This is a genomic window from Pseudomonadota bacterium (assembly GCA_039024915.1).
GTDB lineage: Bacteria > Pseudomonadota > Alphaproteobacteria > Rhizobiales > MH13 > MH13.
Genome location: JBCCPK010000002.1, coordinates 327,146 through 341,101, shown reverse-complemented (window position 1 = coordinate 341,101; position 13,956 = coordinate 327,146). Strand labels below are relative to the sequence as shown.

Sequence of the window (13,956 nt, the reverse complement as noted above, 5' to 3'; positions counted from 1 at the left end):
CGTCGGACAGCGTGGGGCCTAATTATTGCGGTGAGCAGTCTACAAGTAACGATCAGGTCCCTCGACGCTGATGAAGGTGACCGGATCTACAAAGCAACCGGACTGGTTGTTGATCGCTGGAACCAAGCTGAGGCTTGGCTTGGCATGGTGTTTTCGATTTGCGCCACCCCACACAACCCGCGGGTCGGGCTTCGGATTAATTGGTCCAGTACAAACTTTCGAACGAAGCTCGACATGGCGAGGGTTGGGATACCGGATCGTCTTGCCACGCTGCCAAACTTACAACAGGAGTGGCGCCGCATTGATGGTCGGCTGGATAAGCTTGCGGCCCGCAGAAACAACGTTGCCCACGGCGTTGGCGTAACGGTGCAGATAGAAGGCTAGGTCGATCCGGTGATCGGCTTAATTCCTCGCAACAAGGACCTCTACACCAGTGACGGTGAGTACAAGCTCATGGACAAGTTAATGCGCCCAAAGCAGGTCGAAGACCTGTCAGTCGAGGTTGCGCAGATCGTCAATTCCCTTGGCGATCTGTATGCGAATGCGCACGAAGCTCTGCGCTCAAACGCTCTAAGCAAGCACTAATGCGCACACGGAAGCTTTCTTTAGAAGGCAAGCCCGGCTCGTAATAATCATCGCCGCTTGGCTGACCGCACAAGCCTTCCTCCTCGGCCAATTCAGTCAGTCGCTCGACGGCAAGAAAAGCGTAGCTCTGGTCGTCCTGCCCTTTCTGGTCGTTCACGATCGAACCGCCGCTTCCCGGATCGTCTCACCTACCCTGCGGATATGGCAGCCCTTCAGTACCAACCGGCTGCCTCAAACATCGCATCGAGCGCTTCTGGTGCCGCGTCTGGCAGGGGTTTATCGCCGCCCCTCGAATTGACCGCCTCAAGCCATGCCGCGTCCAGGGCAATGATCAGATCGACGCGATGGGGCTTTAGTGGCCAGCGCTTCAGTCTTGCCCAAGCCTCCGTCTCGCAGAACTGGATGGAATTTGGGCGCATCCGCCCATCAGAAGGTGCATTGGATAGTTCCTTGAACATAGCCCAGAAGAGCTTACGAGCTTCGGGAACGCGCACGGGCTTCTGCGTTGCGACGTGCTCCGGGACCGTGGCAAAGAGATTACCTTTCCGGCACATTATCCAACCTTCCCTTGATAGCCCACACTATGATGGTACCTTTAGCATGCGCGAGGGCTGCCACGTGGGCTGGACTGTCTCCGCCGCGGATTTACCCTTTTCGAATGGGGGACCATCCAGGCTAGATACATTCAAACACGCAAGACCAGAATGACAGTGCGCTCGTCAAAGAGGACAAGCTTCAAACCTATGTCTTTGACAGGTAGGGTCGCGCCGGTTGTTTTCATCGCTGGCGAACGTGATGACTGAAGAGTTCCGGTTGCCGCCGGGCGCGCGCTATGTGGCCGAGTTCATTGACCCGCCTGCGCATGATGCCCTGATCGAAGCTATTGACGAGCGACCTTGGATCGAGGATTTCAAGCGCCGCGTTCAACACTATGGCTACCGATACGACTATCGGGCCCGAACCGTTACGCCCGATGCTTACCTCGGACCCTTGCCGGACTGGTCCATCGATCTGTCGGACAGGCTGCATGGTAGGGGTTGGTTCGAACGGTCGCCGGATCAACTGATCGTCAACGAATACCTGCCCGGGCAAGGCATCTCGGCGCACGTCGATTGTGTGCCCTGCTTTGGCGACGGGATCGTTTCGATCAGCCTGATTTCCACGTGCCAGATGGTCTTCAAGGAGCGGAGAACTGATGACAGGCGGGTGGCCGTGCTCGAGCCTCGGTCTGCGCTTTTACTTTCTGGTCCGGCACGCCTTGACTGGACCCATGAAATACCGGCTCGCAAGTCTGACCCTGTCTATGGTCAACGACTGACGCGATCACGCCGGCTCTCGCTAACCTTCCGGACAGTCGAGGTGGAGTAGTGCGGTCGGGCTGCAATTGAGCTAAGGGCGTTGACGGGGCTGAATGCAAAAATCTAAATATATTCCAGGGGCTTGTTCGTCAGGCTTATCAAGTGGTCCGTGATACATGTTCGATCGAACTGGACGTTGGGGAGCGTAGCTGATGTGGCGTATGCCGAAAGACTTTGAGCGCACCTTGAGTAGAAGGGGCTTCGCTTCGTTTTCCCGGATTCCACCCAGCCAAGGGCGATGATAGCAGTCATTTAGGCACTCTGGTCCGCTTACGCGCTGACAAACTGCTCCATGTGTAACAGCCCATCCTGCCATGAGATGGCCGCCGGTCAGTTACGCGCGGTCCCTCATAAGGCCGGCTCTCTCGCGCCAGATTTGGCCAAGCTGTCTTCCCTTCCTGCCCAACGACCCTAACCCCTTCCAATGCCGTTATAGACTACTCGTTCCAGAGGTTGGTGCCGGGGTAAAATTGCGACCAAGCGAACCAGAAAGCTTCATGGCTGCTGAGGTCTTCCCCGCTCGTATCGACGGCGCGAATACCACCGCCCTCTAGCTCCAAGCGGACGCTTTCCGCGACAACTTCCTCGCCAGACAACAAGGCAGCCATGGCGGACGCGCGGCTGAAAGCCCAAGGCGATCCATTAGGGGCGATTACACCGATGATATCTTCATGGACGGGTAAGCGTGGATCGACGTCACCAACCGGAAAGATCGGTCCGTCAGCATCGCGCCCGTTGCGGAAGTCGGGATTGCGTCCGAGAGCATATCGCTCGTGCAGAACAGTGGTTTGCGGATGCGCTTCCTTCCACTGCGACCATGTTGTGGTGATCACGGTCGCCTGGTCGAGCACGAGCCCGATCCCTGACAGGGGTCCAGTCACGGCATCGCCACGGAATGTGTCGAAGATAGAGTTTGTCACGACGTCGTACATGACCTTGTTCGAGCGGATCAACATGCCTGAGGTTCTAAGGACCGGTCGGTCTACGCCATCGGGCATCCTATCGGTGAAGTAGGCTTGTGCGGCTCCACAAAGCGTACAGTACGGAATGCCGAGGTCGCGACCGCCGAGCGTATCATTGACCATCTCCCGTACCTCCATGATCTGTCGAGGATACGCGCGGTACTCGCCGTTGATCTCGATGCCGAATACAACATCGTCATCAGCGGGGAATCCGGCTTCGTCCGCTTCCGCGACTGTCAGCACCTCGGGGTTATCCGCCGCTGGGATGCAGTTGCATCGCTCGTCTGTCGTATCGAATGGTCGGGCATCAATCAGGACGCCGCCCCATGAAACCAGGCGCCAATCGATGTCACCTTCAACCATGAGCGCATCCCAGCCAGGCACGAAGCCTGTGAAGATGGCTCGCTTGAATTCGAGATAACCCGGAAATGCCGGCAGATCCCACGCGATCATGTAGTCGGTCAGTTCGCTCCAATGGTTGAGGGACTGAATATCAACGTTGAGAAGGCGCGACGCCGCCACAGCCAGGCTAAGATCAAACGACTGGTTCGAAGAAAACCGCATCAAATCCGTCATCACCCAAACCGTGCGTGGGTCGCCTGATTGTACTATGGCTTCAAGTGCTACCTGCTGTTCCATACCCCAACGGCGGGCCTCGAAGAGATTGATGAAAGTGGTGCGCAGCGCTGCGTCAAGCTCTTCTGAGATTGGACCCTCGGGGATGGCTGGAGGTGTCCCAAAGCGCTCGACAACGTGCGGGGGCAATCCGTGTTCTGCAGTGGCATCGGTGGAGCCGCTTTGCGCGGCTGCTGTTGTCGCGCCGAACGATAAAACTGCAACCGTTAATAGCGCTAGCAACACGTCTTTCATGCGATCCAGAAAGGGGTTGCGGGTGGAACGCGTAACTGCCTCTTGCGGAGCTATGCCAGTGATTCCGGACTGATCGGCAAGCATTGTCGTCATGGGAGCGTACCTGGTTCTCGTTGACCTAAAACAAAGCGTAGCAGGTCCCGGCCCACGTCAGGCTTCACCAAGGATCACGATTGTATCAGGTCAATGTGCTGCCCTGTTTCTGCTGGAGTCGAATTCGTCATATTGGTCATGTGTCATCGGGCAGAAAGCTGATCCTGACATCCGATGGGTGGGACTACTATGTGATCACGCTAGTCGCCGACGTAGCTTGGTCTATGTCAGCATTTAAGCGCCCGGTAAGCGCCGTCTTTGGTTGCAACAAAGATGTCAGGCATCTGACGATTGCCCCTGAAAACAGCGGCACACTAAGCGAGGGTAGGTGTCCTGCCGTCTTGTGGACCGTGCACCACGATCTGCTGAAACGGTATTTCCCAGCCATGGGTGTTGGCCAAGTCGACCAAGCACCTGGCGAGCGCCCGTTCAATCTCATCAAAGCGGTGTGCCGAGCTGCCCGCAACATCAATCTCTACCTCGTAGTCGAGAGACGAGGCGCCAGCGCGAAAGAACTCGACATCGACCGCCTGGATCTCTGAGGGTTCGAGGATCGCGCTAAAATAGTCGTGGACGCCCCGACGCATCACGTCGATGATGTCAGTGGTCGATTGGGCTTGATGGGCGTAGCCGATTCCGAAGACGACCTCCGCGCGATAACCGTGGGAGAGATTCTCCGGGGTGGCCGCTAAGTAATCTGCGGTCTGATAGGTAATCCGAGCGCCGCCAAGAAGCTCCACAACGACCATCTCTGGCGTTTGCGCGATCACCTGTCCGGCATTGCCATCAGAAAGACGCACCCAATCACCTTTTTCTGAGGGAAACCAAGCTTCATCTTCAGCTGCGGGTCGCGAATGCATCCCAATCAACTCTCGAACTGGCAAAGAGAACTGGCCTCCATCCAATGCAGGGTTTACAAGACTTGTGAAGAAGCTGAGCTTATCGACCTTGAATGGCACGCCGTTAAACAAAACGCGCTCGTTTTCCTGAACGGCGCCGAGGTTGAGGAGCACCGATAGCTGTTCAATCAAGTTCGGTAGCATCCGCAAAGCGATCCAGAGCGCCGCAAGGATCAAAAGAAGTGCAAGACCCAGAAGAAGCCAGTCATTGCGCATGTTGAAGACCACAAGCATCGCGCCGAAGCTCGCCAGTACTGAAAAGATGGCGAAAATCACACCGATCAGCCGGACTGCGAAAGAACGTGGTCGATTGGAACGGTCAAACAGGCGCTGTGCGATATACAAGATCAGCCGACAAGCCGCCATAACACCGATGAATACGGCGATCCCCAGCGCAAGGCTCATGGCCCGATCCTGGAAGAACACCTGAAAGGCAGAGCTAACATCGCCGCCCACCGTGCGGCGGTTCGATTGAAGATCGGCGATGCGTTGTGTCAGTGCTTCTACGCGCGTCTGATGAATGGTTTGACGCTCCTGCCACCGGTTCAGATCGGTTTCGAGGCGCGTTGCAATCTCCGGTTCGGTTACCTGTGCGAGGGTTGCTTCAATGTTGGCAATAGCCAGCGTGGAGTCGTCCAGACGCCGAGCTGCGATATCAAGTCCGCGCCGTGCGCGTTCAAGCTCGCGCGCATCGCTGGTGGCTTCGTTCAACAGGAGCACAAACGGTTCAACGAGGTTCTGGACCTCAGTGTTAAGGTTGAACGCCGTCTGACCGAGTGACTGATAGCTGCGCTCTGATACCCCGGCAATGACGACAGATATCTCTTCTTTAACTTCGGCCAGCTCATTGCGAAGGCGCTCAAGCTCGGCTGCGGCAGCCTCCTCATCATCGCCTGGAAGCAGATCGTTCGCTGTGGCGATTTGGTCTTCAAGGTCCGCTTCAACCTCAAGCAACGGTTCGAGAATAGCGATTGTGTTTCGCGCACGTTCGACAATGGCAGCGGCATTAGCAGCGGCCTCATCATTATTATTTTGTGCGGCTGGTTCAACCAATGGAAACACTGCAAGCACCAACAGGCCAAGTAACCCTGTGAATAGTGCGCTGAGTATGCTTTTCACCAAACAGTCTCCATGGGCAGCTGGCCTAATTGACTTGCTAGCTTAGGCCATAGGTCGCCGTGTACAATGGGCCGAGCGAAGTTGTGCGCAAAAGCGGAATGCCCCTTATAATGCACTGTGGACGCTCTGGCCTAGGACCCGGTCGACTGGTCAAATTTTCTGCTTGGTTCGTCTCTCGCCGTATTCGGTGCGCTTGTTTTGGGGCCGCGTCCGGACTGAGGGTAACTCCCTGCAATCGGACGGCCATATCGTGGCCGCCCGCTACGTTGAGGCTGGTTTCCAAGATGATCTTTAGATCAAGATATCATCGGACAGGTGTGATTGCGTCGCGTTCTCAATGGTGAAGGTGTCGGCACCGAAGGTGAAGACCACATCCCCTGCGACGGTGCTTGCAAACGACAGGGCCTCCTCGACGCTGTTGAAGCCGAAGCCGGTCAGGTCGAGCTGATCGAGGTTGTCCTCAAAGTCGGTGACCCTATCGTTGCCGAAGCCCGGTGCAAAAACGAAGGTATCGGCATACGCGCCGCCCGTAAGGTCGTCCGAACCAGCGCCACCATTGAGAAGGTCAGCGCCCTCACGCCCCTCCAAGGTGTCGTTGCCGGAGCCGCCAAACAGGACGTCATCGTTCCCGCCGGCCTGGAGGAAATCATCTCCCGCTCCGCCCAGCAGCGTGTCATGTCCACTGCCGCCGAAGAGGCTGTCATTGTCATTGCCGCCTTCGAGGGTATCATTGCCGGAGCCTGACGATATGAAGTCGTTCCCCGCATGACCGCGTGAGATGTCGTCGCCAGCGCCCCCGAACAGCCGATCATTGCCGCCGCCACCGTTCAAGGTGTCGTTATCGGCACCCCCGGCCATGACGTCGTTGCCGGCGTTGCCGGACAGGACATCGACCCCGCCGCCTCCGTCCAGGTTATCATTACCATCGCCACCGACCAGGGCATCGTCGCCTGCACCGCCTGTGAGGGTGTCATTGGACGCTCCGCCATCGAGGAAATCATTGCCCAACTGGCCGTTCAGCGTATCGAAGTCTGCGCCGCCGTAGAGCTTGTCATCCCCCTCGCCACCGTTGAGCGTGTCGTTGCCGGCATTGCCATACAGATCATCGTTATCGGCACCGCCATCAAGGGTGTCGCGACCTCCGCCACCGCTCAAGGTGTCTTCGCCGGTCCCGCCCCACAAGGTGTCGAGCCCACCATCGCCAGACAGGGTGTCGTCACCTTCGCCACCGCTGAGCTGATCATCGCCCGAACCACCTTCAAGGGTGTCCATACCGGAGCCGCCCTCAATGGTGTCAGCGCCAGACCCGCCGAAAAGCTGGTCGTCGCCGCGACCGCCGATAACATGGTCATTGCCCGCCTTGCCTTCGATCAGGTCATCACCATCCCAACCGTCAAGAACATTCGCCTCTTCATCACCAACAAGCCGGTCACCGTGGTACGTCCCAACAAGGTTCTCAATGTCAACGAGTACGTCGTGAAATTCGTTGTCGATGAGCGTGTCATCAAACACCAGAGACGCTGCGACTGGACCTGAAACGAACAAGTGGAACGATGCCGTATCGTTTCCGTCGCCGCCGTTGAGGGTATCCTTGCCTTCGCCAGCGACGAGCAGATCATCGCCGTTCTGACCGAAGAGTTGGTCGCCCTCGCCATAGGCGTATAGCGTGTCGTTTCCGCCATTGCCTAGATCACCGAAGAAGCCATCGCCTCGGACGGTTGTCTCGCCGGCGCCAGCTGTCAGGATATCATCAACGCCGTTGCTGCCATCGATCACGTCCCCGCGCGGATCGAAGATCTGCGTCATGGGCATCGTTCCCTCACCATTCGACAGAACGTGCGAAATGATAATCCGGCCGTCCGACAGGACGTCAATGGAGGGATCGGTGTCGCCGCTTGCATCGATATCGTAGGCGAAGCGATTGCCGACCTTGTTCCCGTCTTCATCGAAGCGCTGCGCGATCACCGAGCGCGCATTGACGACGTTTTCGACCCAAGTGACGACGAACCCACCGTCATCAAGCGCCACGATATCTGGAGTTTCGGCCTCATCGCTTGAAAGTCCAAGCGTCAGCACCTGGGGCGACAGGGTGGGGTTGCCCAGACTGTCGTAGCCAGCGATGACGATGTCCGTGTCCGATCCTGCCTCTTCGCGCCAGGCGACGACAAAGCCACCATCTTTCAGGCCGGCGACGGCCGGCTGATCATCGAAATCTGGGGTTTGCGTGGTGAAATAAACTGATTGCGATGTGACAACCGCGTCCCCATCGGGCCCCATGATCCTGAACAGAAGGCCGTCCTCAGCCAGTTGGCCATGCTCTTCGACATTGGTGACCATGACGACATTGCCATTCGACAAGGTCGCGGACGCCATTTGCGTGTCATCGGAATAGTCAGTGCCGGCATTATGTGGAACGAAGCTTACGACCTTAGGCGAACTGGTGGTATCGTCAGAACCGACCATCGTTGTGTAAGATACAACGTTGAACGCCTCGAGGGCCTGGTAGCCAACCAGATAGCTGTCGCTGGGCTGGTGATAAGTCAGCGTCGGACTTGAGGGGTTCGAAGAGCCCGACTGCGTCGCAATCGTCACCGGAGCACCGACGACCGGAAAGACATCTTCAGCGCCGAGCACGTAGTCGACACGTTGCGCAATGATCGATTTGGAGAACACATCCTGTACTTCGTACGCGACGATCATGCCGCCCTTGCCGTCAGAAACGGCGTCGATGTTCGAGATGTTCTTTCCGGGGAGGTCCACAAGGACAACCGGATAGGCAGTTTGACCCATCTCGTTGACGATCATCATGCGAAGGTCTTGGCCATCGCTTCCGTTGGCAGAGTAAAGAACGGCCGAATAGCCATCGGTTAGCGCAACGACCTCAACCTCTTGGGCGCCAGTGGTGCCCATTGAGAAGACTTTTTCCTTCCAGACTTCCGGTGTGGTGGACATAATCAATTCCTTTCCAAGTGTGTGCTGCGATCGCTTCGCACCGTCTTGAAAGGGCGCCGCAATTGGTTGGGCGGTGGCGACTGGGGCCAGCGATCAATTTCGGCCGGGACCATCCCGGCGCTGATCGAACGCTTAGGGGCGCCGCGGCTGGCGCGCTTGATGGTTGCCTGAGGATTGCTTGAAGGTTGTTGGGTGTCTGCTGGCTGCTGACGAGGTCTCGCGCGCCACTGGAGCCCCACGCAATCGCACGGGCACCATACATGTTGAGAGCTACGCAATGCGGGATGCCGAGACACAAGAGCAGGCAGATGCTTACGGGTGACCGAGCCTAAATGGCCTCGGCCAGATTGCGCCGCAAACGGTCTGACCAGCGAATCTGAGGCCGCCGCCCCCTGCTAATGGTGAGGATGATGAAACGGTAATGGGCCTGACGCGTGGTCGGCCCAGAGGCGAGAAAAGCGGTGGACACTGTCGCTCGATAACGCCAGCGCCAAGCCGCTTTCCATAAGTCGCAAGTCCGGTGATTACCGGTTGATGCAGTTGGGAGTATGATTGTCCAAAGTGTACTCCTTTTGGCGTGGGGGCAGGCCGACGTCTGCACGCAATCGGTCGCACAGGTGCTCCGTCATCATCTCAAGGCGTTCCTCCGGAGAAGGCTCCCAGCGTTTCAAGAGAGCGCGAAGAAAATTCATGATGTGTCCTTTCTCGTGATTGTGGATTGTTCGCACTGGTGACCAGCGCGGTGAGGGAACGTGTCTCAGATCGCCGAGGTTCATGCTTGATGCGTAGATGAAGGTTTCTGGATGAATCAGCGCGTTCGCTTGGGCTAAGGGAACGGACGAGTATCGGATGGGTCTGGCTTCTCGCCTGCGCGTTGGGCTGGTAAGCAGTGCGCATGCTCTACCGATTTGACGAATTCAGCTTGGATACCGATCGGGTTGAACTGAGCACGCACGGTGCGCCAGTTCTGCTGGAGCCAAAGGCCTATGACCTGCTAAAGCTGCTGGTTGAGAATAACGATCGGGTAATCGGCAAAGACGAGATTTTTGAGAAGATCTGGCCGGGACTCTTCCTCTCGGATGGATCAATCTCGGCGGCAATCAAACAGATTCGGCGCGCCCTCGGTGACGATGGTGATAATCAACGCTTCGTCAAAACCCTTCGCGGCAAAGGCTTTCGGTTCGTCGCAGCGGTCTCGCGTGAGAAAGGACCTTTGGCCGTCCCAGCCGCACCGCAAGCAGTACCATTGGAGGCATCAGACGATGAGTTTGGAGTGGCTCCGGTGGTCGCTGTGTTGCCTTTCGCACTGGTCCGTAGCGAAGACGAACAAAAGGCTATTGCCGATGCGATTCCAACTGAGCTGATCGCAGCGCTTTCCCGCATCGGTGGCGTGCGCGTGATCGCGCGAGCATCAACTTTTCAATTTGGCTCCGAGACGCCAGACTTTGATGCAATCCATGAGCGGCTTGGTGCAAACCACGTCGCCTCAGGATCGGTAGAATTGATCGGTTCGCAATTGATCATTTCCGCCGAACTGTCGGACGCGCGTTCCCACCGGGTTCTATGGAGCGAGCGTTACAAAGGGGCTCTCCGCGATATATTCGAGCTGCGCCAATCCATGGTGCATGACGTTTGTATGGCGGTTGATGTGCGCATTCCGATCAACGAAGCGGAGCGCTTACAATGGGTGCCGACTGAAAACCTGAATGCTTGGGGTCACTATCACCTCGGGGTGCGGCTTCTTGGGCGATTTACCGCTAAAGAGCATGCGCGTGCGTGCCATCACTTTGAACAGGCTATCGCGCTTGACCCCAGCTTCGCGCGTGCCCATGCGAGCCTCTCATTCATCCAACAAGATAGCGATCTGTACAGCAACGAAAACGAGCAAGGGCTTCGGCAGCGTTGCTTCGATCTGGCGAGCAAGGCCATGGATCTCGATCCGTATGACCCGTTTTGCAATCTAATATTCGGTCGTGCGAAATGGGCAGCTGGCGATTTCGGTGAGTCCCTCGCGCTGACTGACCGTTCCGTCGCGCTTAACCCCAATTACGCTTTTGGCCACTACAATCTAGGGAAGCTGAAAGGCATCGCTTGCGATGGCCAGGCGGCCGATGAATTTGCGGCGTCAGCTGCGACCCTGAGCCCACTCGATCCAAATATGGCTTCCTTCCTAAGTGCGCGTGCTCTCGCAGGCTTCGTGTCCGATGACGAACGGCGGGCGATCCTATATGCTGACCAATCACTTAGCGCGATCAACCCACACGTCTTCGCCCGCGCCGTCGCCGCTTCAATATATGCGCATTACGGCCATGAGGCCAAAGCTCGCCGAACGCTGCAGGACGTCAGCACAGCTTATGCTGGCTTCACGGTTAAACAGTTCCAAAAGCTGTTCGAACTCAGGGATGCGGACAAAAATGCCGCCTTTCAAAAGGCCCTTGAGCGCGTGCTGCAGTGAAGCGTTGGGTCTGCGAAGTTGTTGGACGGCGGCGTTCCCCCGAACTTGGGCAAACATCTTGATGTGTTGATGCCGAGCGATGGTTCGCAAGCTGAGTGTCTCAGTCCCCCGAGGCGACCATTTCTGCGCGGTACGACCGATAACCGGTTGGCGTCACATGCAACTATTGACATGTGCAGCTGTGCTCCAGTGGTACTCGGGCATGACGCGGCTTTATCCGCGCTCAAGCTGTTCCTCACGCCGCAAACGGCAGCCGGCGATGTTTTTCAAAGCGGCTAACAAGTACGTCATGAAGCGCTGGTACTGGTTCGATAGTTGCAGCCGCGGTGCTCTGAGCAGCCAAGATGTTTTTCATGTTGGCCGGATCGAGGGCAGCTGATGCCATGCGAGCTGCGCCGAGACATGCTGCAATGTCGCCCTGTCGCGGCACGGCTAGGTGCTTGCCAAGCAACGTGGCGATCAAGGAGGTCCAGAAGTGCGATCGGGTGCCGCCTCCCACCGCTTGGATGGCATTTATGGGCACGCCGGAGTCGATCTGCGCCTGGTAGGCCGCGTAAAACTGCATCGCGACACCCTCCAGGACGCTGTAGGCGACCTCCGCCTTGTCGTGGCCCCCGGTCAGGCCGCCTATGAAGCCTGATGCATCCGGCCGATTATCCGGCGTGCGGACACCTGTTATTGATGGCCGCGACACGGGACAGTTGGCGATGTCTGCCGGCGACAGATTTCCCGCGAGAGCTGCCAGATCCGCTGCTGGTGTGCCCGTCAGCCGGGCGAGCCAATCAAGCGCTTGCGTGGCGGCCATCACAACACCCATCGACAGATATGTACCCTCTGCGGCGTGCGGCGTTGTCAGGATGGCCTTGTCCGGAGCCGGGTGAAACTGCGAGTCAACGGCGCTCAGGACGCCGGACGTTCCAATGCTCAAAGCTGCTCTTCCCGGCACGGCCGCCCCCACGCCAAGAGCGCCAGCATAATTGTCGCCGCTTCCCGCCGCAACGATCACCGTCTGGGGTGTGCCCCAACGCTGGCAGAGCTCGGTGCGCAGCTGACCTGCCGGATCGCAGGACTTCAGGAGGGGGGGTAGGCGGTCTCGACGCCAACCGACCGCCTGCAGCAGTTCATCATCCCATTGGCTGGACGCACAATCGAGCAGCATCGTTCCGGATGCGTCGGACACGTCCGTCGCCCGCTCACCGGTCAGGTGTAGCCGTACATAGTCCTTGGGCAGCATCAGCGTGTCGGCGCTGTCCAGCGCGTCCGGCCTGTGCTTCCGCAGCCAAAGGAGCTTTGGCGCTGTCAGACCGGGATCGGGATAACCGTTAGTGCGCCAGCCAATGTCCGGCACTCTCTCCAGCAGCTCGTCGCATTCGGCAACCGATCGCTGATCGTTCCACAGGATGCAGGGTGTGGTTGGGGTATTGGTCTCATCAAGGAGCACCTGTCCCAGCATGTGACCCGACAGGGAGATCGCTGCGACGCGTGCCATCAGATCTGGAAAGCCCGCACTCAGCTCGTCAAAAATCTCGAATGTGAGCCGTGACCACTGATCAGGGTCCTGCTGGCTCCATCCCGGAAAAGGCACATCCACTGGCGATGGACGGCTGGCGCTGGCGATACAGCTGCCTTGTTCATCAACAAGGGCGACCTTGATACCCGATGTACCCAGGTCAATGCCTGCAACGATCACCGCGCAAGCTCCATAAGGCATTGGGCGGCGCGTTCGTCGATGACCAAGTGGTTCACGCAGCCGCGGTTGAGTATGGCTCGAATGATGGGAACCTTGCTTATACCACCGGCCGCGACAATGACGTTAGGCAGATCGCTGAGGTCGTCCAAACTGATGCCAAGGATCCGGTGGTTTATCTCATGATCAACCAGGTCCCCGTCCTTGTTGAGAAAATATCCCATAATGTCCCCAACCGCGCCCGCAGCAACAAGCTCGGGAATGGTGATATCATCTGGCAGGCCATCGGCCAGAAGCAACGAGTTCGCCATATCGCCCGCGGCCAGCGCAAGACCGTCGGCCGTCCGTATCTTCTCGATGGAGCGCTTGAACTCCTGCTGGTCACGCAAAATGTTTCGGCTTTCGAGGCTCGAGGTATAAACCGGCGCGGTGAAATAGCTGTGCGCTGCGTTGCACAGATCGGCAAGCCGCGTGGTGATCTCGTAGCTGTTGACGTCCGACCCCTTCGCCAAGCCGCCCATCACCGACGTTATCTCGAGTTCTGGGCGGTTGAGCGGCTCGATAAATCGCGTGGCCATGTTTAGTGTGTTGCCCCACGACATGCCGAACAGTCGGACATCGCTTTGTGCGAGAAAGCGGGTCAGAAACTGCCCTAATGCCGAGCCGAGAATAGTGTGAAGTTTGAAGTCCTCGCCAGCGACCGGTGCAACCGTAACTGTGTCGAGGCTAAACACTTCGCGTAACGCGGCCTCGAGCTCAACGCAGGCTCCCAGTGGAGAATTGATCGAGACCCGCACCAGGCCCCGCTCTCGTGCCTCAGCCAGCGCCTTGTTGACCCGTAACCGGGTGATCCCAAATGTTTCGGCCGCCTGGCCTTGGGTCATACCCTGGACTTCGCACGCGTACGCAAGCCGAACGAGAAGTTGCTCTTCAGCGTCGAGTATCTCAGTTTTCGGCTGTCGAGACACGCCAGGGC

The 13,956-nt window shown here is 57.8% G+C and carries 10 protein-coding genes; 3 read left to right on the top strand and 7 right to left on the bottom strand.

Annotation, left to right across the window (positions count from 1 at the left end; translation table 11 throughout):
• The first annotated feature begins 393 nt into the window (after nt 1-393).
• Nucleotides 394-585: a hypothetical protein gene (locus AAF739_04890; protein MEM6381990.1), complete on the top strand. Its 192-nt coding sequence runs from the start codon at nt 394-396 to the stop codon at nt 583-585.
• A 212-nt stretch (nt 586-797) separates the two neighbouring features.
• On the opposite strand, the gene AAF739_04885 is transcribed toward AAF739_04890, so the two are convergent.
• Complete coding sequence (locus tag AAF739_04885) at nt 798-1,139, bottom strand: hypothetical protein (GenBank protein MEM6381989.1); 342 nt, start codon at nt 1,137-1,139, stop codon at nt 798-800.
• A 241-nt stretch (nt 1,140-1,380) separates the two neighbouring features.
• On the opposite strand from AAF739_04885, the gene AAF739_04880 reads away from it, so the two are divergent.
• Entirely contained in the window at nt 1,381-1,953 is a 573-nt protein-coding gene (locus AAF739_04880; GenBank protein MEM6381988.1) for an alpha-ketoglutarate-dependent dioxygenase AlkB, read from the top strand.
• A 427-nt stretch (nt 1,954-2,380) separates the two neighbouring features.
• Here AAF739_04880 and AAF739_04875 read toward each other — a convergent pair whose 3' ends face one another.
• The 4 genes from AAF739_04875 to AAF739_04860 form a co-directional block, all read right to left on the bottom strand.
• The gene (locus AAF739_04875) at nt 2,381-3,868 is read right to left on the bottom strand and encodes a DUF3179 domain-containing (seleno)protein (protein MEM6381987.1); all 1,488 of its coding nucleotides are present in this window, start codon (nt 3,866-3,868) and stop codon (nt 2,381-2,383) included.
• 314 nt (nt 3,869-4,182) lie between these two features.
• Nucleotides 4,183-5,886: a hypothetical protein gene (locus tag AAF739_04870; GenBank protein MEM6381986.1), complete on the bottom strand. Its 1,704-nt coding sequence runs from the start codon at nt 5,884-5,886 to the stop codon at nt 4,183-4,185.
• A gap of 291 nt (nt 5,887-6,177) precedes the next feature.
• Nucleotides 6,178-8,838, bottom strand: coding sequence for a calcium-binding protein (locus tag AAF739_04865; GenBank protein MEM6381985.1), 2,661 nt, complete (start codon nt 8,836-8,838; stop codon nt 6,178-6,180).
• A 524-nt stretch (nt 8,839-9,362) separates the two neighbouring features.
• Nucleotides 9,363-9,530: a hypothetical protein gene (locus AAF739_04860; GenBank protein MEM6381984.1), complete on the bottom strand. Its 168-nt coding sequence runs from the start codon at nt 9,528-9,530 to the stop codon at nt 9,363-9,365.
• Nucleotides 9,531-9,733: 203 nt separating this feature from the next.
• Between AAF739_04860 and AAF739_04855 the strand changes: the two genes are divergently transcribed.
• Entirely contained in the window at nt 9,734-11,293 is a 1,560-nt protein-coding gene (locus tag AAF739_04855) for a winged helix-turn-helix domain-containing protein (GenBank protein MEM6381983.1), read from the top strand.
• Nucleotides 11,294-11,528: 235 nt separating this feature from the next.
• On the opposite strand, the gene xylB is transcribed toward AAF739_04855, so the two are convergent.
• Both xylB and AAF739_04845 read right to left on the bottom strand, forming a co-directional pair.
• Nucleotides 11,529-12,983 carry a xylulokinase gene (xylB, locus tag AAF739_04850; GenBank protein MEM6381982.1) on the bottom strand — a complete coding sequence of 485 codons (1,455 nt, stop codon included), beginning with the start codon at nt 12,981-12,983 and terminating at the stop codon, nt 11,529-11,531.
• Nucleotides 12,980-13,948, bottom strand: coding sequence for a sugar-binding domain-containing protein (locus tag AAF739_04845; GenBank protein MEM6381981.1), 969 nt, complete (start codon nt 13,946-13,948; stop codon nt 12,980-12,982). The genes xylB and AAF739_04845 overlap by 4 nt, the downstream gene beginning before the upstream one ends.
• Nucleotides 13,949-13,956 lie beyond the last annotated feature (8 nt).

Excerpts from the sequence above, each read along its gene's own strand:
- AAF739_04855 (MEM6381983.1), top strand. The coding sequence starts at position 9,734 with ATGCTCTACCGATTTGACGAATTCAGCTTGGATACCGATCGGGTTGAA.
- AAF739_04885 (MEM6381989.1), bottom strand. The coding sequence starts at position 1,139 with ATGTGCCGGAAAGGTAATCTCTTTGCCACGGTCCCGGAGCACGTCGCA.
- AAF739_04880 (MEM6381988.1), top strand. The coding sequence starts at position 1,381 with ATGACTGAAGAGTTCCGGTTGCCGCCGGGCGCGCGCTATGTGGCCGAG.
- AAF739_04865 (MEM6381985.1), bottom strand. The coding sequence starts at position 8,838 with ATGTCCACCACACCGGAAGTCTGGAAGGAAAAAGTCTTCTCAATGGGC.
- AAF739_04860 (MEM6381984.1), bottom strand. The coding sequence starts at position 9,530 with ATGAATTTTCTTCGCGCTCTCTTGAAACGCTGGGAGCCTTCTCCGGAG.
- AAF739_04875 (MEM6381987.1), bottom strand. The coding sequence starts at position 3,868 with ATGACGACAATGCTTGCCGATCAGTCCGGAATCACTGGCATAGCTCCG.